20 protein-coding genes are annotated in these 23,589 nt (G+C 40.1%); 9 read left to right on the forward strand and 11 right to left on the reverse strand.

Annotation, left to right across the window (positions count from 1 at the left end; genetic code table 11):
* Positions 1-42: 42 nt before the first annotated feature.
* A complete protein-coding gene (locus ACRCA4_RS10310; protein WP_433187891.1) occupies positions 43-1,320 on the forward strand; it encodes an acetyl-CoA hydrolase/transferase family protein in 1,278 nt (425 codons plus the stop codon).
* A 126-nt stretch (positions 1,321-1,446) separates the two neighbouring features.
* Here ACRCA4_RS10310 and ACRCA4_RS10315 read toward each other — a convergent pair whose 3' ends face one another.
* The 8 genes from ACRCA4_RS10315 to dnaA all read right to left on the reverse strand — a co-directional run bounded on the left by ACRCA4_RS10315 (position 1,447) and on the right by dnaA (position 11,595).
* Complete coding sequence (locus ACRCA4_RS10315) at positions 1,447-1,947, reverse strand: pyridoxamine 5'-phosphate oxidase family protein (protein WP_433187894.1); 501 nt, start codon at positions 1,945-1,947, stop codon at positions 1,447-1,449.
* Positions 1,948-1,995: 48 nt separating this feature from the next.
* A complete protein-coding gene (locus ACRCA4_RS10320) occupies positions 1,996-2,193 on the reverse strand; it encodes a hypothetical protein (RefSeq protein WP_433187897.1) in 198 nt (65 codons plus the stop codon).
* A 285-nt stretch (positions 2,194-2,478) separates the two neighbouring features.
* The gene (gene glyS, locus ACRCA4_RS10325) at positions 2,479-4,536 is read right to left on the reverse strand and encodes a glycine--tRNA ligase subunit beta (protein ID WP_433187899.1); all 2,058 of its coding nucleotides are present in this window, start codon (positions 4,534-4,536) and stop codon (positions 2,479-2,481) included.
* Complete coding sequence (gene glyQ, locus ACRCA4_RS10330; protein WP_433187902.1) at positions 4,537-5,460, reverse strand: glycine--tRNA ligase subunit alpha; 924 nt, start codon at positions 5,458-5,460, stop codon at positions 4,537-4,539. It lies immediately after the preceding gene.
* A 124-nt stretch (positions 5,461-5,584) separates the two neighbouring features.
* Positions 5,585-8,002: a DNA topoisomerase (ATP-hydrolyzing) subunit B gene (gene gyrB, locus ACRCA4_RS10335; protein WP_433188149.1), complete on the reverse strand. Its 2,418-nt coding sequence runs from the start codon at positions 8,000-8,002 to the stop codon at positions 5,585-5,587.
* Complete coding sequence (gene recF, locus ACRCA4_RS10340) at positions 7,986-9,104, reverse strand: DNA replication/repair protein RecF (protein WP_433187905.1); 1,119 nt, start codon at positions 9,102-9,104, stop codon at positions 7,986-7,988. The genes gyrB and recF overlap by 17 nt, the downstream gene beginning before the upstream one ends.
* Positions 9,105-9,107: 3 nt before the next feature.
* The gene (gene dnaN / locus ACRCA4_RS10345; RefSeq protein WP_433187908.1) at positions 9,108-10,211 is read right to left on the reverse strand and encodes a DNA polymerase III subunit beta; all 1,104 of its coding nucleotides are present in this window, start codon (positions 10,209-10,211) and stop codon (positions 9,108-9,110) included.
* Positions 10,212-10,224: 13 nt separating this feature from the next.
* Positions 10,225-11,595, reverse strand: a complete 1,371-nt coding sequence (gene dnaA, locus ACRCA4_RS10350; RefSeq protein ID WP_433187910.1) for a chromosomal replication initiator protein DnaA — start codon at positions 11,593-11,595, stop codon at positions 10,225-10,227.
* Positions 11,596-12,054: 459 nt separating this feature from the next.
* Here dnaA and rpmH point away from each other — a divergent pair, with 459 nt between their 5' ends.
* The 6 genes from rpmH to ACRCA4_RS10380 all read left to right on the forward strand — a co-directional run bounded on the left by rpmH (position 12,055) and on the right by ACRCA4_RS10380 (position 17,388).
* Complete coding sequence (rpmH, locus tag ACRCA4_RS10355) at positions 12,055-12,192, forward strand: 50S ribosomal protein L34 (RefSeq protein ID WP_313907777.1); 138 nt, start codon at positions 12,055-12,057, stop codon at positions 12,190-12,192.
* Between the two features lie 21 nt (positions 12,193-12,213).
* Entirely contained in the window at positions 12,214-12,585 is a 372-nt protein-coding gene (gene rnpA, locus ACRCA4_RS10360; protein ID WP_433187913.1) for a ribonuclease P protein component, read from the forward strand.
* Positions 12,534-12,797, forward strand: a complete 264-nt coding sequence (gene yidD, locus ACRCA4_RS10365) for a membrane protein insertion efficiency factor YidD (protein ID WP_433187916.1) — start codon at positions 12,534-12,536, stop codon at positions 12,795-12,797. Before rnpA ends, yidD begins: the two co-directional genes overlap by 52 nt.
* 3 nt (positions 12,798-12,800) lie before the next feature.
* Entirely contained in the window at positions 12,801-14,447 is a 1,647-nt protein-coding gene (gene yidC, locus ACRCA4_RS10370) for a membrane protein insertase YidC (RefSeq protein WP_433187919.1), read from the forward strand.
* A 77-nt stretch (positions 14,448-14,524) separates the two neighbouring features.
* The gene (gene mnmE / locus ACRCA4_RS10375; RefSeq protein WP_433187922.1) at positions 14,525-15,889 is read left to right on the forward strand and encodes a tRNA uridine-5-carboxymethylaminomethyl(34) synthesis GTPase MnmE; all 1,365 of its coding nucleotides are present in this window, start codon (positions 14,525-14,527) and stop codon (positions 15,887-15,889) included.
* A gap of 227 nt (positions 15,890-16,116) precedes the next feature.
* A complete protein-coding gene (locus ACRCA4_RS10380) occupies positions 16,117-17,388 on the forward strand; it encodes an O-acetylhomoserine aminocarboxypropyltransferase/cysteine synthase family protein (RefSeq protein WP_433187925.1) in 1,272 nt (423 codons plus the stop codon).
* A 211-nt stretch (positions 17,389-17,599) separates the two neighbouring features.
* Here ACRCA4_RS10380 and ACRCA4_RS10385 read toward each other — a convergent pair whose 3' ends face one another.
* The 3 genes from ACRCA4_RS10385 to ACRCA4_RS10395 form a co-directional block, all read right to left on the reverse strand.
* Positions 17,600-18,091: a YbhB/YbcL family Raf kinase inhibitor-like protein gene (locus ACRCA4_RS10385; protein WP_433187928.1), complete on the reverse strand. Its 492-nt coding sequence runs from the start codon at positions 18,089-18,091 to the stop codon at positions 17,600-17,602.
* Between the two features lie 22 nt (positions 18,092-18,113).
* Entirely contained in the window at positions 18,114-18,536 is a 423-nt protein-coding gene (gene trxC / locus ACRCA4_RS10390; RefSeq protein ID WP_433187931.1) for a thioredoxin TrxC, read from the reverse strand.
* Between the two features lie 194 nt (positions 18,537-18,730).
* Positions 18,731-20,506 carry a DEAD/DEAH box helicase gene (locus ACRCA4_RS10395; protein WP_433187933.1) on the reverse strand — a complete coding sequence of 592 codons (1,776 nt, stop codon included), beginning with the start codon at positions 20,504-20,506 and terminating at the stop codon, positions 18,731-18,733.
* 164 nt (positions 20,507-20,670) lie between these two features.
* Here ACRCA4_RS10395 and mioC point away from each other — a divergent pair, with 164 nt between their 5' ends.
* Both mioC and mnmG read left to right on the forward strand, forming a co-directional pair.
* On the forward strand, positions 20,671-21,114 hold the full coding sequence (mioC, locus tag ACRCA4_RS10400) for an FMN-binding protein MioC (protein WP_433187936.1): 444 nt from the start codon (positions 20,671-20,673) through the stop codon (positions 21,112-21,114).
* A 572-nt stretch (positions 21,115-21,686) separates the two neighbouring features.
* A complete protein-coding gene (gene mnmG, locus ACRCA4_RS10405; RefSeq protein ID WP_433187939.1) occupies positions 21,687-23,576 on the forward strand; it encodes a tRNA uridine-5-carboxymethylaminomethyl(34) synthesis enzyme MnmG in 1,890 nt (629 codons plus the stop codon).
* Positions 23,577-23,589: the final 13 nt, after the last annotated feature.

Genomic DNA, 23,589 nt, shown 5'->3' on the forward strand with positions numbered 1-23,589 from the left:
ATTTATTCTATTATAGGTGGACTAAATTCATAAGGAGCTACTATGCGCGTTAATACTGCTGAACAAGCACTCGATATTATTTCTGATAATGAAATTATTTGGTGCCATTCTATGGCTGCAACGCCTTATTATTTATTGCAGTCTTTAGCTAAAGTTGCTTTGAATCGTAAAAATCTTACTTTACTGCAATTACATACAGAACAAAGTGATTGCCTTAACACTCCTGAATTGCATGGCCATTTACGACAACGCGCCTTCTTTGTCGGCCGCTGCACCCGCCCCGCTATTAATGCGGGTTATGCCGATTATGTTCCTGCTTTCTTATCAGAAATTCCAAAGATGTTCCGCAGTGGCGAACAACCTATAGATGTAGCATTAATTCAAGTATCGCAGCCTGATAAACATGGCTGGTGTAGCTTAGGCGTTTCTGTTGAAGCGACTCGCGCAGCCTTACAAGTGGCGAAAAAAGTCATTGCTTGGGTTAACCCTAAAATGCCGCGCACCCATGGTGATGCCATGGTGCCCTTAAGTCGCTTTGATCGCTATGTTGAATTTAGTGCAGAATTATCACCTCATTTACCTGCTGCACAAAATACCATTACCGGCCAAATAGGCCAACATGTTGCCAGCTTAATTCATGATAGAGACTGCTTACAATTAGGCATAGGTGCTATACCCGATGCAGCTTTAGCTTGCTTAGGTAACCATAAAGATTTAGGTATTCACACTGAAATGTTCTCTGATGGCGTTTTGCCCTTATTAGAGCAAGGCGTTATTACTAATAAATACAAAAAGAAACACCCTGGTAAAACCGTTACCACCTTTGCTATGGGTACTAAAGCATTATATGATTTTATAGACGATAACCCTGAATTAGCCTTTTTAGATGTTGAATATACTAATGACACTGCCGTTATTAGGCAAAACCCGCAAACAGTATCAATTAATAGTGCCTTACAGATAGATTTATCCGGCCAAGTGTGTGCCGACTCTTTAGGTACCAAAATTTATTCTGGCGTGGGTGGTCAAATGGACTTTGTTCGCGGTGCTGGCTTATCGGAAGGCGGTCGTTCTATTATTGCTCTTCCCGCAACAGCGAGTGGTGGCGCAGTATCTCGAATCAGCAGTTTACTTAGTCCTGGTGCAGGTGTTGTTACTACTCGCGCTCATGTTCATTACATTGTTACAGAGCACGGTATTGCTAATTTGCGCGCTCGTAGTTTAACTGAGCGAGCCAAAGCTTTAATCGCCATAGCTGCACCACAATTTCGTGAACAACTGGCTCGTGCAGCTTGGGATGACTGGGGCTTACATTTATAATTAAGTTGTAACAACAAACGAAGCCATTAACGTTACCTTTCGCTGAGTTAATCTAAACGTAATGGCTCTAATCAATGTACGGCACAACCTCTAAGCTTGTATAATTTTTACTATTCATATCTTAGCTTATAACTTTATTTTCTGGTGCGAACCAACTTCTTTAGAGGTTACTGTCGCACCAACTGCGAACTTATCAAACGCTTCTGTTGTGTTATTCACTAACCAAATTTCAGCATCTGATAATTCGAATCGTAACATTAATAGGTTGCTATCTAATTTTCCATCTGGATACCAGGCTTCGACTTCTTTGCTCCAGTATTTGTCTATAATAAGAGGATCTTTTTCTTCAACGAGTTGACCACTTATACAAGCAAAAACATCATGCGCTTTACTTATAAATTGTGCCATCGCCAAACCACCAGATGCAATTCTATTATTTTTTGTTGTATAAATCCAAAGTTTACTTCTAGCATCTTGATCAAACTGCACTCGCATAGGCTCGCTATGTAAATCACTGTTATGTAGTTTTATCATTAAATTTGGACTAGCTGATATTGCCTGCCAAAATGTATTCTTAGCTTGTTCTGATGCTGTATTGCTTTTTTGATTAGGCGTTAGGTTAAACATAGTTACCTCATGACAATCCGATTTATGATTAGTGTTATTAACCTTGTATTAAAAAATATTACCGGGCTGATTAAGCATAGTTATATCATTAAGGTTAGATTCTAACTCAGTGATGCTTTGTTGAATTTCACTAACATACTCATCTATCACAAGCGCATTAATTAAGTTTTTTATAGCTCTTTGTCGAACGTTAATAGGCATTACATGTAGGTCAATCTGATCTTGATTTTGTTTAGCTTGTGCCATATCAATTTGCTCCACTATTCTTTTCACTTAGGTAGTGACAATAGAGTTGCAGGGTCTATACCAACTTTAAATTTATTATATAGCTTTAACTTACTGATTATATTAAATAAAAATTACGCCTGGATTTTACAACTAGATAAGCCATGTAATTTTTTCATTTTAATAGATTATATTTACAAATTAGCTAAGCGATAATTTAAATTGAAGTGCTATATGCATGATTAAAAAAAAGCCAGCAAAATTGCTGGCTTTTTAATTATTCAACAAGATAAACAAACAGGTTAATTATTGTAAAACGGAAATATCCGCAACCTGCAAGAATAACTCTCTTAGCTGTTTTAATAATGCCTGCCGATTTAATTTAACGGCTTCATCATCTGCATTAACCATTACATTATCAAAAAATGCATCTATAACCTGCTGCATTTTAGCCAGATGTTTTAAGCCATCAGTATAATTTTCAAGTTTAGCTTGCTCAGTTTGTTCTTGCACTATGGCTTGATATAGCGCCTGCTCTTCTGCTTGTTGTAATAAATTAGTATCAACGCGATCAGGAATAGCCGTGTCAATTTTAGCTAAGATATTAGCAACCCGCTTATTTGCAGCAGCTAATGCAGCCGCAGCTTCTAATTTACCGAACTCTGCAACGGCTTTTACGCGTTGGTTAAAGTCTGCCGGTACTGTTGGCCTCCGGGCTAAAACCGCTTGAATTACATCAACGCTATAGCCTTGGTCTTGATACCAAGCCCTAAAGCGGCCTAACATAAATTCAAGCACATCAGTGGCGACATTTGTATTTGTTAATTTATCCGCGAAAGTTTGCTGACTAAAAGCAATGATATCCACTAAGTCTAGCTGTAAATCTTTTTCAACCATAATACGTAAGGCGCCAATTGCAGCACGTCGTAAAGCAAAAGGATCTTTATCGCCTTTAGGTGCTTGGCCTATACCAAAGATCCCAACTAAGCTATCTAATTTATCGGCAATGGCAACTGCTGCACCTTCTAAACGGCTAGGCAGCTGATCACCCGCAAAACGAGGCATATACTGCTCATTTAATGCTAATGCGACACTTTCGGCTTCGCCATCAAAGCGTGCATAGTGCATACCCATAATGCCTTGCACTTCAGGAAACTCACCCACCATATTGGTCATTAAATCGGTTTTAGACAATAATCCCGCTCGTTCAGCGGCACCCTTATCTGCACCAATTTTATCGGCAATAAAGGCGGCTAATTGACTAATACGCTCTGATTTTTCCGCTAGAGTACCCAGTTGTTTTTGGAATAAAACACTGCTTAGACTTTCTAAGCGTGACGCTAAGCTTTGTTTTTTATCGGTATTAAAAAAGAACTCAGCATCAGCTAACCTAGGCGCTACTACTTTTTCATTACCGGCAATAACTTTATTTGGATCTTTACTCGCAATATTACTTACAAAGATAAATTTATTAATAAGCTTGCCCGTATTATCTACTACCGGAAAATATTTCTGGTTATCCTTCATAGTAGAAATAAGTGGCTCTGATGGTATTTCTAAAAAGCTTGATTCAAAGCTACCTACTAATACTACAGGCCATTCAACTAATGCTGTAACTTCATCAACTAAGTCGGCATCCATTAAAGCCTGCCCACCTAATTGCTCTGCCGCTTGCTTTACACCCTGCTCAATAATGCTTTTTCTTTTAGTGAAATCAGCAATCACATAAGCTTGCTCTAACGCGTTTAAATAACCATCTGCATTATTAACACTTACTTTTTCCGGGGCATGAAAACGATGACCATAGCTTAAATTATTACTAGCATGACCTAAAATAGTTGCTGGTATAATATCGTTGCCAAATAACATAATAATACTATGTACCGGGCGGATAAATTCAGCATCAGAGTTACCCCAGCGCATTCTTTTGGCAATAGGTAACTTGGCTAGTGCTGATGTCACTACATCGGCTAATAAATTGCTGGTGTCGGCTCCTGATTGTTGCTCTTTGTGTAATAGCCAGGCCCCTTTATCAGTTTCTAAGCGACTAGCTTGCTCTACAGTAATGCCACAACCTCTAGCCCAGCCCATTGCCGCCTTAGTGGGTTTACCCTCAGCATCAAAAGCAGCGCTCACTGCTGGGCCACGTTTTTCAACAATTTTGTCTGTCTGTTTAGCAACTAGCTGTTTTACTACAACAGCTAAACGTCTAGGCGCGGCATACCAGTTAATATCGCTATATGTTAATTCTAACTTAGTCAACTCTTGGGCAATATTATCGGCAAAAGCTGTTGCTAGGGTCGTTAGTGACTTGGGAGGTAACTCTTCAGTACCAATTTCGACCAAAAAATCTTCAGCACGCATTTAAGCCTCCTTCGATGATGTAGTTTGCATTTTACACAGTGGAAAACCTAACTTTTCACGTGTTGCATAATAAGTTTCGGCACAAGCTTTGGCTAAGGTTCTTACTCGTAGGATATAACGTTGGCGCTCTGTTACTGAAATTGCGTGACGGGCATCTAATAAGTTAAATGTATGCGAGGCTTTCATTACTTGCTCATAAGCAGGTAAAGCCAAGCCTTTTTCAATTAATAAATGACTTTCTTTCTCACACTGATCAAAATGGGCAAATAAAGCTGTAACATCAGCATGTTCAAAGTTATAGGTAGACTGCTCAACTTCATTTTGATGAAAAACATCGCCATACGTAACTCGACCAAAGGGACCATCTGTCCACACTAAATCATAAATACTATCTACGCCTTGCACATACATCGCTAATCGTTCAAGACCATAAGTAATCTCACCGGTAACAGGGCGACACTCTAAGCCACCTACTTGCTGGAAGTACGTAAACTGAGTAACCTCCATACCATTTAACCAGACTTCCCAGCCTAGACCCCAGGCACCTAAGGTTGGTGATTCCCAGTTGTCTTCAACAAAGCGAATATCATGTACTAACGTATCAATACCTAGCGCCTGTAAAGAACCTAGATAGAGCTCTTGAATATTATCTGGCGATGGTTTCAAGATAACCTGAAATTGATAATACTGCTGTAAACGCATTGGGTTATCGCCATAGCGACCATCTGTAGGGCGTCTACAAGGTTGTACATAAGCCGCATTAACAGGCTCAGGTCCAAGTGATCGTAAAAACGTCATAGGATGAAAAGTACCAGCGCCAACTTCTAAATCTAATGGCTGCACCAGCACACAACCTTGACGAGCCCAATAGTCTTGCAAGGTTAGAATTAAACCTTGAAAGGTTTTAATATCATACTTATTCATGCTTGATAACTCGCTAAAAAATGACTGAAAATTATACCTAGTTGCACTAATGAACAGTAGCGCTTATCGGCTTTTTATAGTGAAAAAAGGGGCCTAAGCCCCTTTTGTATTAATATAACTTGGACTACACATCCAAGTTTGCTACGTATAGTGCATTTTCTTCAATAAAGGCGCGTCTAGGTTCAACATGATCTCCCATCAAGGTAGCAAATAACTGATCTGCACCTACTGCATCTTCAATAGTAACCTGTAACATGCGACGGCTTTCTGGATCCATAGTAGTTTCCCACAATTGCTCTGGATTCATCTCACCTAGCCCTTTATAGCGCTGGATATATAAACCACGCTTAGACTCACTCATTAACCAATCTAAGGCCTCTAAGAAGGTTTCAACTGGCTTAATTTTCTCACCACGTTTGATATAGCTTCCCTCTTCCATTAAGTCACGAATTTCGTCACCTAAGGCGGCAATCGTTAAATAATCACGTGAGGTAATAAAGTCATAATGCAGCAAGTATTCATTATCAATACCATGTTGGCGAATAATAACTTTTGGTAAAAACAACTGACGCTCACGATCTTCATGTATCGCATAACTATAACTAGAGCCATCGCCCTCTTTATCGTCTAATCGCTGTACTAGGTTCTTAACCCATTCAGCACTATATTGCTCAGACTTAGCTTGCTCTGCATCAAGTGTCGGCACATATATTAATTCGTTTAATAAATTAAATGGGATTTTGCGGCCTAAACGGTCAATTGTTGCTGTTACCGTGTGGTATTGACGAACAATTTTCTCTAAGCCTGCACCACTAATACCGGGTGCGTCCGCATTAACATGTAACGATGCGCCATCTAAAGCTAGTGTAGTTAAATACTCAGTTAACGCAGCCTCATCTTTAATATATTGCTCTTGACGGCCTTTTTTAACTTTGTATAAAGGTGGTTGAGCAATATAAATATAGCCGCGCTCAATTAACTCAGGCATTTGGCGATAGAAGAAAGTTAATAGTAAAGTACGAATATGAGAACCATCCACGTCAGCATCCGTCATTAATATAATGCTGTGATAACGTGTTTTATCTGGGTTATATTCTTCTCGGCCAATACCACAACCTAAGGCAGTAATTAAGGTGCCTACTTCTTGCGAAGAAAGCATTTTATCAAAACGGGCTTTTTCAACGTTAAGAATTTTACCTTTAAGTGGCAATATAGCTTGGTTTTTACGATTACGCCCCTGCTTGGCTGAACCGCCAGCAGAGTCACCTTCCACTATATACAATTCAGATAATGCTGGATCTTTTTCTTGGCAATCTGCTAATTTGCCAGGTAAACCAGCAATATCTAGCGCACCTTTACGGCGTGTCATTTCACGCGCTTTACGAGCAGCTTCACGCGCTCGGGCTGCATCAACAATTTTGCCAACAATTATTTTAGAGTCGCTTGGGTTTTCTAATAAATATTCGTTCAGTTTTTCATGCATGACGCTCTCTACTGCTGAGCGCACTTCTGATGAAACTAATTTATCTTTTGTTTGCGAGCTAAACTTAGGATCAGGTACTTTAACACTAATAACCGCGGTTAAACCTTCACGCGCATCATCACCAGTAGCCGATACTTTCATTTTTTTGGCATAACCTTCTTGTTCAATGTAAGCATTGAGAACACGGGTTAGTGCGCCACGAAAACCTGCTAAGTGAGTTCCACCATCACGCTGCGGAATATTATTAGTAAAACAAAAAACATTTTCTTGATACGAGTCATTCCACTGCATGGCAACTTCGACAGAAATACCATCATCACGTTGGTCTGTGAAATAAAACGCTTTAGGATGAATACTTGTTTTACTTCGATTTAGGTATTGTACAAACGCCTCTATGCCACCTTCATATTTAAAGTGGTCACGTTTATCATTGCGCTCATCGGCTAAAATAATGCTAACACCAGAGTTTAAGAAAGATAATTCGCGTAAGCGTTTAGCTAAAATATCGTAATGAAAATCTAGATTTGTAAACACGTCTGGGCTTGGCCAAAAACGTAAAGATGTACCCGTATCTTCAGTTTCGCCAATTACGGCTAAAGGTGATTGTGGCACACCAGAACGATAAATTTGATTATGCACTTCGCCCTTACGACGGATAGTAAGTTCTAATTTATCTGATAAAGCATTTACAACAGAGACACCAACACCGTGTAAGCCGCCTGATACCTTATAAGAGTTGTCATCAAACTTACCACCAGCATGCAGTACTGTCATAATTACTTCAGCAGCAGACACACCTTCTTCGTGGATATCTGTTGGAATACCACGCCCGTTGTCTCGTACTGAAACAGAGCCATCACTATGAATAGTGACCCAAATATCTGTACAGTGGCCAGCTAAGGTTTCGTCGATAGCATTATCAACGACTTCAAAGACCATGTGGTGTAAACCCGAGCCATCATCGGTATCCCCAATATACATACCGGGTCTTTTGCGAACTGCATCCAGTCCTTTTAATACTTTAATACTTGAGGAATCGTAATTATGTTGTTCGGCCATCATCATCTGTCCGTGCTGTTATCTGACCATGTTCCACGTGAAACATTGCAACTTTTTCGGCAGCAATGTGCGGTGTAACCTGTTCAGCGTTAATTGCAGTAATAAAAACCTGTGAGTTTATATTGCGTAAGTAACTAAATATTTGTCGGGTAGAATTTTGGTCTAATTCCGACGCTAAATCGTCTATCAATAATAACGGTTGTTTTTTACCGTTATCGCGGATCAAATTATTTTGTGCAATTTTTAAGGCAAATAATAACACTTTTAATTGACCACGTGATAATTGTTCTTCAACCGCTTGCTGTTCAACTTTAAGTTTTAAATCAGCTTTTTGCGGGCCATATTGCGAAAAGCCCATTCTACTATCTTGAGAAAAGTTTTGCTGCATTAAGGCTAACAATTCAGCTTCTTCTGCTATCTTTTCTGGCCAGCCTTGCTGAAGTTGAAAAGTTAAAGTAGAAAACAAACTTTCATTTGCTGTTAGTTGGCAAAAGCAATCCGCTAACTGCTGCACATATTTAGCGCGCAAACGTTGCAAGGCAAACGCCAAGCTAACAAACTGCTGATCCCAATATTCAAACTGGCTATCGTAACTACGTTGTGTTTTTAATAGCGCATTTCGCTGTTTTAAAACTTTATTAAAGCGTAACCAAATATCAAAGAAATGAGGTTCCACGTGGAACAATCCCATATCAAAAAACTGACGACGCTCTTTGGGTCCACCAAAAAACAGCTTAAAACTATCGGGTGTAATTAACTGAACCGGCAATAAACTAGCTAAGTCTGCAAGTCTATTAACATTACTACCATTTAACCTAGCCTGCATATCACCTTGGCGTAAACGTTTTAGGCCTAAACTATGGGCTTGACCATGCGCATTAACTTTCGCATGCAACACAAAAGACTCTTGCTCATGCTGAACTAAACGCTGGGGCTTACTGGTGCGAAATGAGCGACCATGAGCTAAATAATAAATTGCCTCTAATAAACTAGTTTTACCGCTGCCATTGCTGCCAATAAATAAGTTAACTTGCTCAGCCGCATCCAAAGAAGCTGAGTCAATATTTCTAAACTGACTAATTTTAAGTGACAACAACGACATTAATTATAAGCGCATCGGCATAACAACATAAGATGCCCCAACATTACCCACACCTTCAACTAAGGCACTAGAATTAGCATCATTTAAATGCAACACAACTAAATCTGTTGCTAAGGTGTTTAATACATCTAACAGATATCCAACATTAAAGCCAATTTCAAGGTTATCACCTTGGTACTCAACTTCAATTTGCTCTTCTGCCTGTTCGTGCTCAGGGTTATTAGCAACAATATGTAAACCACCGGGTGTTAAGGTAAAACGAACACCACGATATTTTTCATTAGACAAAATAGAGGCTCTAGTACAAGCGTCTTTTAATATACTACGATGCGCCGTTACCATTTTGGTGCTATTGCGAGGCAATACTCGGCGGTAATCTGGAAAACGCCCATCAATAAGCTTGCTACTAAATACAAAATTGCTATCCGTTAAACGAATATGATTTTGACCAAAACTAAGCTGAACTTGCTGCTCATCATTAGCTAATAGGCGCATAATTTCCATTACCCCCTTTCGAGGAATAATGATTTGTTTTTGTTCCGCACTAAAACCCGGTAATTCTAATAAACTTAACGCTAATCTATGGCCATCAGTTGCTACCGCTCGAACCTGACCATTATCCGTTTCAAACAATAAGCCATTTAAATAATAACGAACATCCTGATTAGCCATTGAAAACGCGGTGTCATCTAATAGCTTACGTAATTGCTGGCGGCTTAGTTGAATATCAACTTCTCCCTGCCAACTTTCTAAGTTTGGATATTCAGCGGCACTGAGTGTCGATAAAGTAAACTTAGTTTTACCACAACTTAAAATACAATTATCAGCTTGAACCTGCACTGTAATATCAGCGCTATCAGGTAAGCTGCGACAAATATCTAATAATTTTTTAGCTGGTACAGTAATCCGGCCTTCTTCTTTAATAGATAATGCATCTGTTGTAGCGACAAGCTCTACTTCTAAATCAGTACCAGTTAAAGATAAACGGCCTTGGGCTACTTCAACTAATACATTTGATAAAATTGGTAATGTATGGCGACGCTCTATTGCGCCAGACACCATCTGCAATGGCTTTAATAACGCATCTCTGTTGATAACAAATTGCATGAGCAGATCCCTGTTACGATGACAATGTACGAATTAAGTTTTGAAAATCTTCTTTAATTTCATGCGTTTCTTCTTTTAATGATTCTATTCTACGGCACGCATGCAACACCGTAGTATGGTCTCGGCCACCAAAAGCATCACCAATTTCAGGTAAACTATGGTTAGTTAACTCTTTAGATAACGCCATGGCCATTTGCCGTGGTCGCGCAACAGAACGAGAACGCCGTTTTGATAATAAATCAGCAACCCGTATTTTATAATATTCGGCCACTGTTTTTTGAATATTTTCAATGGTAACCAGCTTATCTTGTAAGGCAAGAAGATCGCGCAAAGCTTCACGAACAAAATCGATAGTAATAGGCCTACCTGTAAAGTTAGCATTAGCGATAACCCTGTTTAAAGCACCTTCTAATTCACGCACGTTTGATCGCAAACGCTTAGCAATAAAAAATGCCACTTCTTCAGGCAAGCGGATCTGGTTCTCATGTGCCTTACGCATTAAGATCGCAACACGGGTTTCTAACTCAGGCGGCTCAATGGCAATTGTTAACCCCCAGCCGAAACGCGATTTTAAACGATCTTCAACACCATCAATTTCTTTTGGATAACGATCACTCGTTAAAATAATTTGCTGGTTACCTTCTAATAAGGCATTAAAGGTATGAAAGAACTCTTCTTGAGAACGCTCTTTATTAGCAAAGAATTGAATATCATCTATAAGCAAGGCATCAACTGAGCGATAATAACGCTTAAACTCTTCTATAGCATTGTTTTGTAAGGCTTTTACCATATCTTGAACAAAGCGCTCTGAATGCATATAAATAACTTTAGCATCCGGCTTATTGGCTAAAATACCATTACCAACCGCATGCAATAAGTGGGTTTTACCTAAACCTGTACCACCGTATATAAATAATGGGTTATACGCTGTGCCAGGGTTATCAGCAACTTGACTTGCCGCTGCCCGAGCTAGTTGGTTAGATTTACCTTCGACAAAGTTAGTAAAAGTATAAATAGCGCGAACATTACTGGTTACGATTGTTTTAGGCGCAGGCTCAGCGACGTCCTGTTCTTTAACAACTTGTTTTGGCGCAGGGCTGGTAGCTTGAGACACTGGTGCAGCCCGCTGTGTATGTTGCTGGCTAGAGCCAACATCAAATTTAAGTCTAGGGGCGTCATCACCACAATAATCATGGATAAGTTCTTGGATACGGTTTAAATATTTTTCACGCACCCAGTCTAATACAAAGCGATTAGGTGCATATAAGGTTAAACCAGCGTCAGAACTATCAGCCTGCAGTGGGCGGATCCACATGCTAAAATGTTGCGCGGTCAATTCTGCTTGCAGCGCCTGCAGGCAATTTTGCCAAACTGACTGATACACACTCTCTCCTGAAGCCCTAATTTACAGACGTAACTAGGCTGGCTTAGCTAAAATAAGCAGCCATTATGATACGATCTTATCCACAACTTCAATATTGACATTTACAAATTTACTCTAGCAACCACATAAACAGCTTAAACTACTGATTTACAACAGCAAATATTACATATATTCTTTACTGCTAACTGGGTAATTTCTTAGACTTTATTAGCAAAATTTAAAGTAACCCACAATTTGTTCACTATGGCTTGTAATGGTTGTGGAAAACTTATCCAAGTAAGTCGTTAAATTCTAGCTAAAAAAAAGATCAAATAAGATCGTGTATAATAAAACCGCGGATCTGATTGACTTTAGTTGCCAGAGTACTTAAAATTCGCGCTCATTTTTGTTAGCTGCGTTTTGGTACATTTTGCTAAAACACAGGAACCTTTAGTAAATATTTGACCGGACGGGTGAACTATGAGTAAAAGAACTTTTCAACCAAGCGTATTAAAACGCAAACGCAATCACGGTTTCCGTGCACGTATGGCTACTAAAAATGGCCGTGCAGTTTTAGCGCGTCGTCGTGCTAAAGGCCGTCATCGTTTATCAGCCTAATTGGTTAATAAGCACTGAGTGGTGAATTTAAAATTCGGCCGGGAGTTACGTTTACTAACTCCTGGTCAATTCGATAATGTTTTTCAACAACCTTTTCGGGTCTCTTCTCCGTTATTTACTATCCTCGCTAAATCAAACAATTTACCTCACGCTAGACTAGGCTTAACCATTGCTAAAAAACGCGTTAAATTAGCAGTTCAACGAAACCGTATTAAACGTTTTGTGCGCAATAATTTCCGTCTACATCAACACGAATTGCCTGGCGTTGATCTAGTATTAATGGTTAAAGGCGATATAAGTAACACTGAAAATAGTGAACTACAGAAGCAACTGGAAAAGTTATGGAGAAAAATCGTTCGCCAGCACACCGCTTTGCAATCCGCTGTGCGTTAACGCTAATTCGCGGTTATCAAACAGTCATTAGTCCAATTTTAGGGCCTAGTTGTCGGTTTTATCCAAGCTGCTCTCACTATAGCGTTACAGCCATAGAACGTTTCGGTATACTAAAAGGCGGTTGGTTAGCAACTAAGCGTATATTAAGATGTCACCCTTTAAATGCAGGCGGGAATGATCCTGTTCCTGAAAAGCACAACGAGAATAACTAAGCCATGGAATCACAACGCAGTTTATTAGTTATCGGTCTGGCACTTGTCAGTTTTTTACTCTGGCAGCAATGGCAAATAGATCACGCGCCGCAAGCCCCTACGACCGTAAGCCAAAGCAACTCTTCACCTAACAGTTCCGCTGATATAGGCATGAGTTCTACTCCTTCAGAGCAAGCTGTTATCAGTAACACTGCTGCTCAAGCTAAAATTATCACTATCAACACTGACGTATTGCAATTGCAAATCGACAGCCGCGGTGGCGATATCATAGGCTTAAAATTACCTAAATATACCGTAAGTAAAGAAAGCGATGAGCTTTACACTTTAATGCGTAAGCTGCCTAATTTTCAATTCGTTGCTCAATCTGGCTTAATTGGCCGTGATGGACCAGACGATAACCGCAATCCTCGCCCTGTTTACACTACAACCGCAGATAGCTTTACTTTAGCCAAAGGTGAACAGCAATTAGTTGTGCCATTGATGTTTAGCAGCAATGGTTTAAGTGTAGAAAAACGCTTTATCTTTACTGCGGGTAATTATGATGTTCGGGTAGAATATTTAATTCATAACCAAAGCGATGAAGTAAAAAGTGTACAATCTTATCAGCACTTAGTACAAAGCATTGAAGGCGGCGCAGAAAGCGGCTTGATGATGCCTATTTATCGTGGTGGTGCTTTTGGCACAGCCAAAGAGCGTTACACTAAGTATGCCTTTGACGATATGCAAGATGAAAATCTGCGTAAACACACTACAGGTGGCTGGGCTGCAATGTTAGAGCATTACTTTGTTTCTGCTTGGGTGCCAGATCAGCAAGCCGAAAATGAAGTTTATAGCCGAGTTCAAGGTAATTTAGGTGTTATTGGTACTAAAGGCCCTGAAGTTCATATTCAGCCAGGTGAAAGCCAAACTATAGCGGTGAGCTTTTATGCTGGCCCTAAAACTCAAGATAACCTAGCAAAACTCGCTAATGGCCTAGATTTAACCGTAGATTACGGAATCTTATGGTTTATCTCACAACCACTATTCTGGTTACTCACTACCATTCAAGGTTTTGTTGTTAACTGGGGTGTCGCTATTATTTGTATCACCTTAATTGTTAAAGGTGCTATGTACCCACTAACAAAAATTCAATACGAATCAATGGCTAAAATGCGTAATTTAAAGCCGAAAATTGATGAGTTACAAGCCCGTTATAAAGAAGATAAACAAAAAATGGGCCCAGCAATGATGGAACTTTATCGCAAAGAGAAAGTTAATCCGATGGGCGGCTGTTTGCCTATGATAGTGCAAATGCCAATTTTCTTAGCCTTATACTGGGTGTTTGTAGAAAGTGTCGAGTTACGTCATGCGCCTTTTGCACTTTGGATAACTGACTTATCGTCACAAGATCCCTTCTATGTGTTACCGGTGTTATTTGGTATTAGCATGTTCTTAATGCAAAAATTACAGCCAATGACGGTTACCGATCCTATGCAACAGAAGATAATGATGTGGATGCCAGTGGCCTTCTCTATCTTCTTCTTATGGTTCCCAAGTGGCTTAGTTTTATATTGGTTAGTCAGTAACTTAATATCACTGGCGCAGATGCTTTATATTTATAAAGGTATGGAAAAGAAAGGCTTACATACCAAAAAAGCAAAAACAAGTTAAACTAATAACATAAAGAACGCTTAACCGTATACTAACAGCCTGCCTTTATGGCAGGCTTTTTACTTTAAGAGGCTACTATGTTTACAACTGATACCATCGCCGCATTAGCAACAGCACCGGGCCGCGCCGGTGTTGGTATTATTCGTATTTCCGGTCCTCACACCAAAGATGTAGCCCAAACCATACTTCACAAGCTCCCCAAAGCCCGCTACGCGGATTATCTATCTTTTCACGATACAAGCGGACAGGTTTTAGACCAAGGCATAGCCTTATACTTCCCAGGCCCGAATTCTTTCACCGGTGAAGATGTGTTAGAACTACAAGGCCATGGCGGCCCTGTATTATTAGATTTATTACTAAAACAAGTACTGTCGATAGATAAAGTACGCATTGCCCGCCCTGGTGAGTTTTCTGAACGCGCATTTTTAAATGATAAACTCGACTTAGCACAAGCCGAAGCCATAGCCGACTTAATAGATGCCAGCAGCGAACAAGCGGCACGTTGTGCCATGCAGTCATTACAAGGCGAATTTTCGCGCCATATCCATGAATTGGTAGAAAAGGTTATCTATCTGCGCATGTATGTTGAAGCGGCAATTGATTTCCCAGATGAAGAAATTGATTTTTTATCAGACGGCAAAGTCGCAGCAGATTTAGCCGAGATTATTGCCTATCTTGATAAATTAAAAAAACAAGCCACGCAAGGCAGTATCTTACGCGAAGGCATGAAAGTGGTGATTGCAGGTAGGCCTAATGCTGGTAAATCAAGCTTACTGAACGCCTTAGCCGGCCGAGAAGCCGCCATAGTGACAGATATAGCAGGAACAACTCGCGATGTATTACGCGAGCATATTCATATTGATGGTATGCCACTACATATTATTGATACCGCTGGCTTACGTGAAGCCACAGATGCCGTAGAGCAAATAGGCATAGAGCGCGCATGGCAAGAAATTAGCCAAGCCGATAGAGTATTATTTATGGTAGATGCCACCACCACCGATGCCTGCGATCCAGAACAAATATGGCCAGATTTTATAGACCGTTTACCACCAGACTTAGGTGTCACTGTTATTCGCAATAAAGCCGATTTAAGCGGCGAAGAAATTAATGCTAGCCAACACGATAGCACCCCCGTTTTTGCTATTTCGGCTAAAACAGGTGCCGGTATTGACGCCCTGCGCGACCATTTAAAACAATGTATTGGCTTTGACGCCAGTACAGAAGGCAGCTTCTTAGCACGCCGCCGCCATTTAGACGCCCTAGATCGCGCCGCCGAACACCTAGCAACAGGCCAAGAGCAGTTACAAAGCTTTATAGCCGGAGAAATTCTAGCCGAAGAACTGCGAATTACTCAGCAACATTTAAATGAAATAACCGGTGAATTTAGCTCAGACGACTTACTAGGAAGAATATTCTCAAGTTTTTGTATTGGTAAATAAGCTGGCCACCCATCCACAAACTCATCACTATTAAAGCCTAAATTGCTTTGTTAAAAGCTATTTGGGCTTTTTTATCCACTAAGTTCTTAATCTAAGTTCAAAACTAAATTTAAGAGAAAAATAACTTAACACAACTTAATTTTAGCCGTCTAGATGTTTAGATTGACGTGATTTAAATTCTATGTTGTAGTAATTAAAACTTACTATTTAGCAACTAGGATTAAATAATGAAACGGGAAACAATCGCTTTACACCACGGTTATCAAGCAGATGAACAAAAAGCCGCTGCAGTGCCTATTCACCAAACCACCTCTTTTTGTTTTGACGATGCCCAGCATGCGGCGGATTTATTCGATTTAAAACAAACCGGTAATATCTATTCCCGTATTATGAATCCAACGTGTCATGTATTAGAGCAGCGACTTGCAGCTTTAGAAGGCGGTATTGCAGCTCTAGCCGTAGCTTCTGGCATGGCGGCGATAACCTATGCTATTCAAACACTCGCCGAGGTAGGAGATAATATTATTTCGGTGAATCAGTTATATGGTGGTACTTACAACTTATTTGCCCACACCTTACCGCGCCAAGGCATAACAGTGCGTTTTGCCGATAAAGGCGACTTAGCCACTATCGAAGCCTTAATAGATGATAAAACCAAGGCCGTTTTCTGTGAAACTATAGGTAACCCTTCTGGTGGTATTGTAGATATAGCCGCGCTGGCCGCAGTTGCCCATCAGCATGGCGTGCCATTAATTGTTGATAATACAGTCGCTACGCCATTTTTATGGCGGCCCATAGAGCATGGTGCCGATATAGTAGTCCATTCTGCTACTAAATATATTGGTGGCCATGGCACGACGATAGGCGGTGTTATTGTTGACTCTGGTAAGTTTCCGTGGGCCAAGCATGCAGCTAGATTCCCATTATTAAATGAACCCGATGTCTCTTATCACGGTATTAATTACGCTAAAGACGTTGGCGAAGCAGCTTTTATTGCTCGGGCGCGGGTAGTGCCGCTGCGAAATATGGGCGCAGCATTATCTGCACAAGCAGCGTGGAATTTACTGCAAGGCTTAGAAACCTTAGCCTTACGTATAGAGCGGGTTTGTGAAAACACGTTAAAAGTCGCGCAATTTCTACAACAGCAACCCCAAGTGAGTTGGGTAAATTATGCAGGCTTAACCGAACATAAAGATCATGCATTAGCTCAGAAATATTTACAAGGCCGTGCTTCGGGTATTTTAAGTTTTGGTTTAAAAGGTGGCCGCGAAGCCGGGGCGAAATTTTATGATGCTTTAAAATTAATATTACGCTTAGTCAATATTGGTGATGCCAAGAGTTGCTCAGCCATTCCGGCAATTACTACTCATAGGCAGTTAAATGATGAGGAACTTATACAAGCGGGTGTCTCGGCTGATTTAGTCCGGTTATCGATTGGTATTGAGCATATTGACGATATTATTGCCGATCTAAGTCAAGCCCTGGCCGCTGCGGTATAAATGACATAAAGGTAAATAATGCCAGTAAATTTGTAATGATTACGAACCGGCTTGCCCACGCCAACACGCCGTAAACCCTTCCTTGGGGGCTCGGTTCAGGCATCCATGCCTTCAACGGTTAGCTTAGGGCAAGTCGGTTCTCACTGAAACGATAGCTTATTCCCTAAAATAGGCTTTATAGACTACTATCATAACGCAAATAACTTATGCACTAACGGGCATAAGTTGCAGTTAACGTCGCCTTAGCTAACGACATTGCATTTAGCATAAAGCTCACTACTGCGGCGCTGGCATCATCAGCGGCTGGCAAGGTTTCTTCCGGTAAGGCCCAAACAGTAAACTGGTAGCGGTGCATACCATGGCCTTCAGGCGGACAAGCGCCACCGAAATATTTACTGCCATAATCATTAGCAAAACTACGACAACCTGGCGGTAAACTGCCCTTACCTGCACCTTTAGCTAAACCTGTTGCAGAAGCCGGAATATCAGTAACTAACCAATGCCAAAAACCCGAGCTAGTTGGCGCATCAGGGTCAAACACAGTAACAGCAAAACTTTTTGTACCTTCTGGAGCATTATGCCAAATTAGCTCTGGTGAAATATTGCTACCACTGCAACCAAAACCATCAAACTCTTGCTCTTTAGCCATAAAGTGGCCTTCTTTCAGATTAGGGCTAGTAAGACTAAATTTAGAATTGCTCATATTATCCTCGAATTATCTAGGTTTACTTATGGCTAGATAGCCATTGTAAAAAGGCTGATTTAGGAAATGCCCCCGCTTGCTGCGCTATTATTTTACCTTGCTTAAAGATCATCAAAGTAGGAATAGAGCGAATATTAAACTGCGCAGCTAATTGCTGCTGTTGCTCGGTATTAATTTTACCAAAGCGAAATTGTGGCTCTAATTCTTGTGCTACTTGATCAAAAATAGGCGCAAAGTTCTTACAGGGGCCACACCAGCTAGCCCAAAAGTCTACCACTAAAGGTAAATCTGATTTATTAGCATGGGCGGCAAAATTTGCTGCGGTTAATTCAATGGGTTCTCCTGTAAATAACCCTGACTTACATTTACCACAAACCGGAGCTTGGAATAACCGCTCATCAGGCACACGATTCAAAGAATGACAACTAGAGCAGGCAATAATCATAAATACCTCATGAAAAACTGTTATTTATAATATCTTAATCAAATTTAGCATAAATAAAATAGGTTAATATTTTACAATTAAACTTGTAAGCAAATGCTCACTTACCCCAAAAGAATTGTAATAATATGAAAAATCAAAATTTAGTTAAAAATAAAGCCCCTAGATAGGAGCTTTATTTGAGCTATAAATCGCTATTAATCGCGAGGTTTACGCGGTGCACGAGGTGCAGCACCTGGCCGTGGGCCAGAGTTGCCTGGACGACGATCATTACTTGGCACACTTGCAGCACTGTTGTTATCTACGCTGATATTAAGCTTTTGCTTACGTACATACACTTTTTTCAAGTGCTGAAATACTTCTGTAGGAATATTCGCTGGTAATTCAACGGTACTAAATTGATCAAACAATTTAATATTACCGATAAACTGGCTATCAATACTGGCTTCATTAGCTATAGCACCAACGATATCACCGGCACGAACACCATGCTCTTTACCTACTTCTAAACGGTAAGTATTAAAATCACCTTTCATTTCACGACGCTGACGAGGTCCACGCTCAGGGCGGTCACTACGATCACGTCTAGGACGATCATTATTACGACCACGATCATCACGTTCGCCACGAGCATGCGGCTCGCGAATTTCAGGAAACTTATTAGCTACATTTAAAGGTTGCTCTTTTTGCGCTAAAAATAATAAAGCTGCTGCTATATCAGTGTCTGAAGCGTCAATCTTTTCACTCCACTCACTGATTAATGTTTGGAAGAAGCTTAAATCTTGGTTTTCAACTGTTTGCGCTAATTGCTCACGGAAAGATTGAATACGGCGTTGCTCAATAATTTGCCCTGTCGGTAACGACATTTTTTCAATAGGCTGTTTAGTTGCATGCTCAATTGTACGTAATAAACGACGTTCGCGAGGTGAAACAAACAATACTGCTTTACCTTCACGACCAGCCCGGCCAGTACGACCAATACGGTGAACATAAGCTTCACTATCGTAAGGAATGTCGTAGTTAACAACTAAGCTAATACGCTCAACGTCTAAACCACGTGCAGCAACATCTGTTGCAACAATGATATCGATTTGGCTGTTTTTCAAACGACGAATAGTTTGTTCACGGCTAGCTTGGTTCATATCACCATTTAAGCAAGACACGGCATAACCACGAGCGCCAAGTTTTTCAGCTATTTCTTCCGTTGCACTCTTAGTGCGAACAAAGATAATGCTAGCATCGTATTCTTCGCCTTCTAACAAACGAGTTAAAGCATCAAGCTTTTGATTACCATCTAACATGACATAACGCTGAGTAATACGCTCAACGGTACTGGTTTTAGAAGCAATTTTAATTTCTTCAGCATTTTTTAAATGCTTCTGAGCGATAGCGCGTATTTGCGATGGCATGGTTGCTGAAAACATAGCTACCTGACGGCCCGCTGGCGTAGCATCCATAATAGTTTGCACGTCATCAATAAAGCCCATACGTAACATTTCGTCAGCTTCATCTAATACAATAGCGCGTAATTTATCTAATTTAAGCGTTCCACGATCAAGGTGGTCAAGAATACGGCCTGGAGTACCAACTATAACTTGCGAACCACGCTTAAGTGATTTAAGTTGGTTGGTGTAACTTTGACCACCATATAATGGTAAAACATGAAAAGCGGGCATATAGCGCGCATAAGCTTGGAAAGCTTCAGCGACTTGAATCGCTAATTCACGCGTTGGTGCTAAAACTAAAATTTGTGGATCATTTTGACTCGGATCTAACCGAGCTAATAATGGCAAAGCAAAAGCACCCGTTTTACCGGTACCTGTTTGAGCTTGGCCTAACACATCTTCCCCAGCTAAAAGTTTTGGGATTGCAGCCGCTTGAATTGGCGACGGAGTTTCATAACCCAATTCAGTTACAGCTCGAATAAGCGGCTCTGGTAACTTTAGTTGGGCAAAAGACATAGAGTCTGACATACGTTGATTAAACCTCAATAACACGCAGGCATTGTAATAGTGCTATATGTTGCTTTTACTTAGCCTGCAGAGCAGTAAAAACACGTAAATCAGATCAATAAATTTTTATTGTCCGATTTTATTCCAGTAGTATAGCCGAACATTTAGAAGACAAGAGAAACATCATGATAGACATCCTCGTTGGCAGCCAAATGGGCGCAGCGGAATATGTGGCAGAACAAGTTGCTGAAGCACTGGTACAAGCGGGCTACGACGTACATCTACATCTTAAACCCGAATTGAATCACTTAAACAGATATAAAACCTGGTTAATTGTCACATCCACCTATGGCGCAGGAGATCTGCCTGATAATATTCAACCCTTTGCGGATCAATTAGCACAAGATCAGGGCGATCTTAACACACTTTTCTTCGCCGTGATCACTTTAGGTGACTCTAGTTACGATACTTTTTGTTTATCTGGGCAATTTTTAAGCAAAATGCTATTAGAAAAGGGGGCTAATCAGTTAATAAATAATTTAGAAATTGATGCTCAGCAACCAGAATTACCAGAAGAGTATGCATTAGCTTGGTTACCAAAACTTATTGAACAGTTAAAAACCAAATAAAAAAAGCGGGTGCAAAACACCCGCAAATACAAATCGCGACCAGGAAGTTATGCGATGTACAAAAACAACTTCAAATTGGTTTCAGCAATAAACCAATCCGCTTAACTTTAATTTTTCCCCAGCTAAAAAACTTAATATATACCTGATAAAAGCCTGATAATTTCCTCTGCAGAAATACAAATTAGTAAATTTAATTATCCACAATATCGCTTTTCTTTGATTTAATTAGTGTATAACTCTGGGTATAACTAGTGTTTTAACTGTACTTATCCTATTTATAAAAAATATTTTTTCTTAGCCTGTGTATAACTAGGCATTCTATGCACTGCTTCTGAACACCTAGATCCTCTGTTGATCACAGGATCTGATCTTACGTAAGCTATTGATCCTTTAATATAAGAAGCACTTATGCACCGAAAACACTGTGCTTAATAGTAGTAATAACAAAAAGATCTCTTAAAAGATCTTATATTATTTAAGGATCAGCTTTTCAGATCATTATTCCCCTTAGCCAAGGATCACGGTACAATAGCTGGCTTAAATAGATCCTTTAAATTAATCCCGAGGCTAATATGCTCTACCAAGAAATTTTTGATGTTATTGTTGTTGGCGGTGGTCATGCTGGCACTGAAGCAGCTTTAGCCTCTGCACGTATGGGATTAAATACATTATTGTTAACCCATAATATGGAAACACTAGGCCAAATGTCTTGTAATCCAGCTATAGGTGGCATTGGTAAAGGACATTTAGTAAAAGAAATTGATGCCTTAGGTGGCGCTATGGCTATAGCAGCTGACAAAGGCGGTATTCAATTTAGAACTTTAAATGCCTCTAAGGGCCCTGCTGTTCGTGCAACTAGAGCTCAAGCAGACAGACAATTATATCGTCAAGCTGTACGACAAATTCTTGAAAACCAACCTAATTTACGCATTTTCCAACAAGCATGTGATGATTTAGTGGTAGAAAACGATCAAGTTACCGGTGTAATAACCCAAATGGGCTTAACGTTTAAAGCTAAGTCAGTCGTTTTAACCGTTGGAACTTTTTTAGGTGGCCAAATTCATATTGGATTACAAAGCAGTTCAGGTGGTAGAGCCGGTGATCCGCCATCTATAGCCTTAGCTAAACGCTTAAGAGAATTACCATTTAGAGTTGATCGCTTAAAAACAGGCACACCACCTAGAGTAGATGCTAGAACCATTGATTTTACTAAAATGCAGCAACAACCCGGTGATAATCCAACACCCGTATTTTCATTTTTAGGTTCACAAAAAGATCACCCTACTCAGATCCCGTGTTATATCACTTATACTAATGATAAAACCCATCAGGCTATACGGGATAATTTACATAGATCACCTATGTATTCAGGTGTTATCGAAGGTATAGGCCCCAGATATTGCCCTTCTATTGAAGATAAGATCACTCGCTTTGCTGATAAAGATAAACACCAGATCTTTATAGAACCAGAAGGCTTAAATACTCATGAAGTTTATCCTAATGGCATTTCAACCAGTTTACCCTTTGATGTTCAATTAGACATTGTTCGTTCAATCGTTGGTATGGAAAACAGCCATATAACACGACCTGGTTATGCAATCGAATATGATTATTTTGATCCCAGAGATCTGAAAAACAGTTTAGAAACTAAATTTATTAAAGGCTTATTTTTTGCAGGCCAAATTAACGGTACAACCGGCTATGAAGAAGCTGGGGCTCAAGGTCTATTAGCCGGGTTAAATGCTGCTTTATTTGCTCAAGAAAAAGACAGTTGGTCACCACGACGCGATAACGCCTATTTAGGTGTTTTAGTGGATGACTTAACCACTATGGGCACTAAAGAACCCTACCGCATGTTTACCAGTCGTGCTGAATATCGCTTAATGTTACGCGAAGATAATGCCGATGCTCGATTAACCGAAAAAGGTCGCCAATTAGGTTTAGTAGATGATGTTCGTTGGGCCGCTTTTAATGAAAAAATGGAGCAAATAGCCATAGAGCGTCAACGCTTAAAACAAAGCTGGGTTCATCCTAAACATACTTCATTGGCTGAAGTTAATGCATTAATTAAAACCCCTTTAAGCAAAGAAGCTAGCTTAGAAGAATTAGTTCGCAGACCAGAGGTTAATTATAATATCTTAATGCAGATTGCTGATATTGGCCCAGGATTAACCGATCCTATAGCAGCAGAACAAGTTGAAATTCAAATAAAATACGAAGGCTATATTTCACGTCAACAAGACGAGATCAATAAACAGCTTCGTAATGAAAATACCTTATTACCTAGCAAATTTGATTATCAGGTTGTTAAAGGCTTATCTAACGAAGTTATTGCAAAATTAAACCAAACCCAACCAGAAACTGTTGGCCAAGCCTCTAGAATTTCAGGTGTTACCCCAGCTGCTATTTCGTTATTACTGGTGTACTTAAAAAAACAAGGCTTACTAAGAAAGTCTGCTTAAGTTTAAGCTATTA

Source organism: Rheinheimera sp. WS51 (genome assembly GCF_050936095.1).
GTDB lineage: Bacteria > Pseudomonadota > Gammaproteobacteria > Enterobacterales > Alteromonadaceae > Alishewanella.

Excerpts from the sequence above, each read along its gene's own strand:
- mnmE (WP_433187922.1), top strand. The coding sequence starts at position 14,525 with ATGTTTACAACTGATACCATCGCCGCATTAGCAACAGCACCGGGCCGC.
- trxC (WP_433187931.1), bottom strand. The coding sequence starts at position 18,536 with ATGATTATTGCCTGCTCTAGTTGTCATTCTTTGAATCGTGTGCCTGAT.
- mnmG (WP_433187939.1), top strand. The coding sequence starts at position 21,687 with ATGCTCTACCAAGAAATTTTTGATGTTATTGTTGTTGGCGGTGGTCAT.
- ACRCA4_RS10380 (WP_433187925.1), top strand. The coding sequence starts at position 16,117 with ATGAAACGGGAAACAATCGCTTTACACCACGGTTATCAAGCAGATGAA.
- ACRCA4_RS10315 (WP_433187894.1), bottom strand. The coding sequence starts at position 1,947 with ATGTTTAACCTAACGCCTAATCAAAAAAGCAATACAGCATCAGAACAA.
- ACRCA4_RS10310 (WP_433187891.1), top strand. The coding sequence starts at position 43 with ATGCGCGTTAATACTGCTGAACAAGCACTCGATATTATTTCTGATAAT.
- ACRCA4_RS10320 (WP_433187897.1), bottom strand. The coding sequence starts at position 2,193 with ATGGCACAAGCTAAACAAAATCAAGATCAGATTGACCTACATGTAATG.
- rpmH (WP_313907777.1), top strand. The coding sequence starts at position 12,055 with ATGAGTAAAAGAACTTTTCAACCAAGCGTATTAAAACGCAAACGCAAT.
- gyrB (WP_433188149.1), bottom strand. The coding sequence starts at position 8,002 with ATGGCCGAACAACATAATTACGATTCCTCAAGTATTAAAGTATTAAAA.
- dnaN (WP_433187908.1), bottom strand. The coding sequence starts at position 10,211 with ATGCAATTTGTTATCAACAGAGATGCGTTATTAAAGCCATTGCAGATG.
- yidD (WP_433187916.1), top strand. The coding sequence starts at position 12,534 with ATGGAGAAAAATCGTTCGCCAGCACACCGCTTTGCAATCCGCTGTGCG.
- ACRCA4_RS10395 (WP_433187933.1), bottom strand. The coding sequence starts at position 20,506 with ATGTCAGACTCTATGTCTTTTGCCCAACTAAAGTTACCAGAGCCGCTT.
- recF (WP_433187905.1), bottom strand. The coding sequence starts at position 9,104 with ATGTCGTTGTTGTCACTTAAAATTAGTCAGTTTAGAAATATTGACTCA.
- glyQ (WP_433187902.1), bottom strand. The coding sequence starts at position 5,460 with ATGAATAAGTATGATATTAAAACCTTTCAAGGTTTAATTCTAACCTTG.
- glyS (WP_433187899.1), bottom strand. The coding sequence starts at position 4,536 with ATGCGTGCTGAAGATTTTTTGGTCGAAATTGGTACTGAAGAGTTACCT.
- mioC (WP_433187936.1), top strand. The coding sequence starts at position 20,671 with ATGATAGACATCCTCGTTGGCAGCCAAATGGGCGCAGCGGAATATGTG.
- yidC (WP_433187919.1), top strand. The coding sequence starts at position 12,801 with ATGGAATCACAACGCAGTTTATTAGTTATCGGTCTGGCACTTGTCAGT.
- ACRCA4_RS10385 (WP_433187928.1), bottom strand. The coding sequence starts at position 18,091 with ATGAGCAATTCTAAATTTAGTCTTACTAGCCCTAATCTGAAAGAAGGC.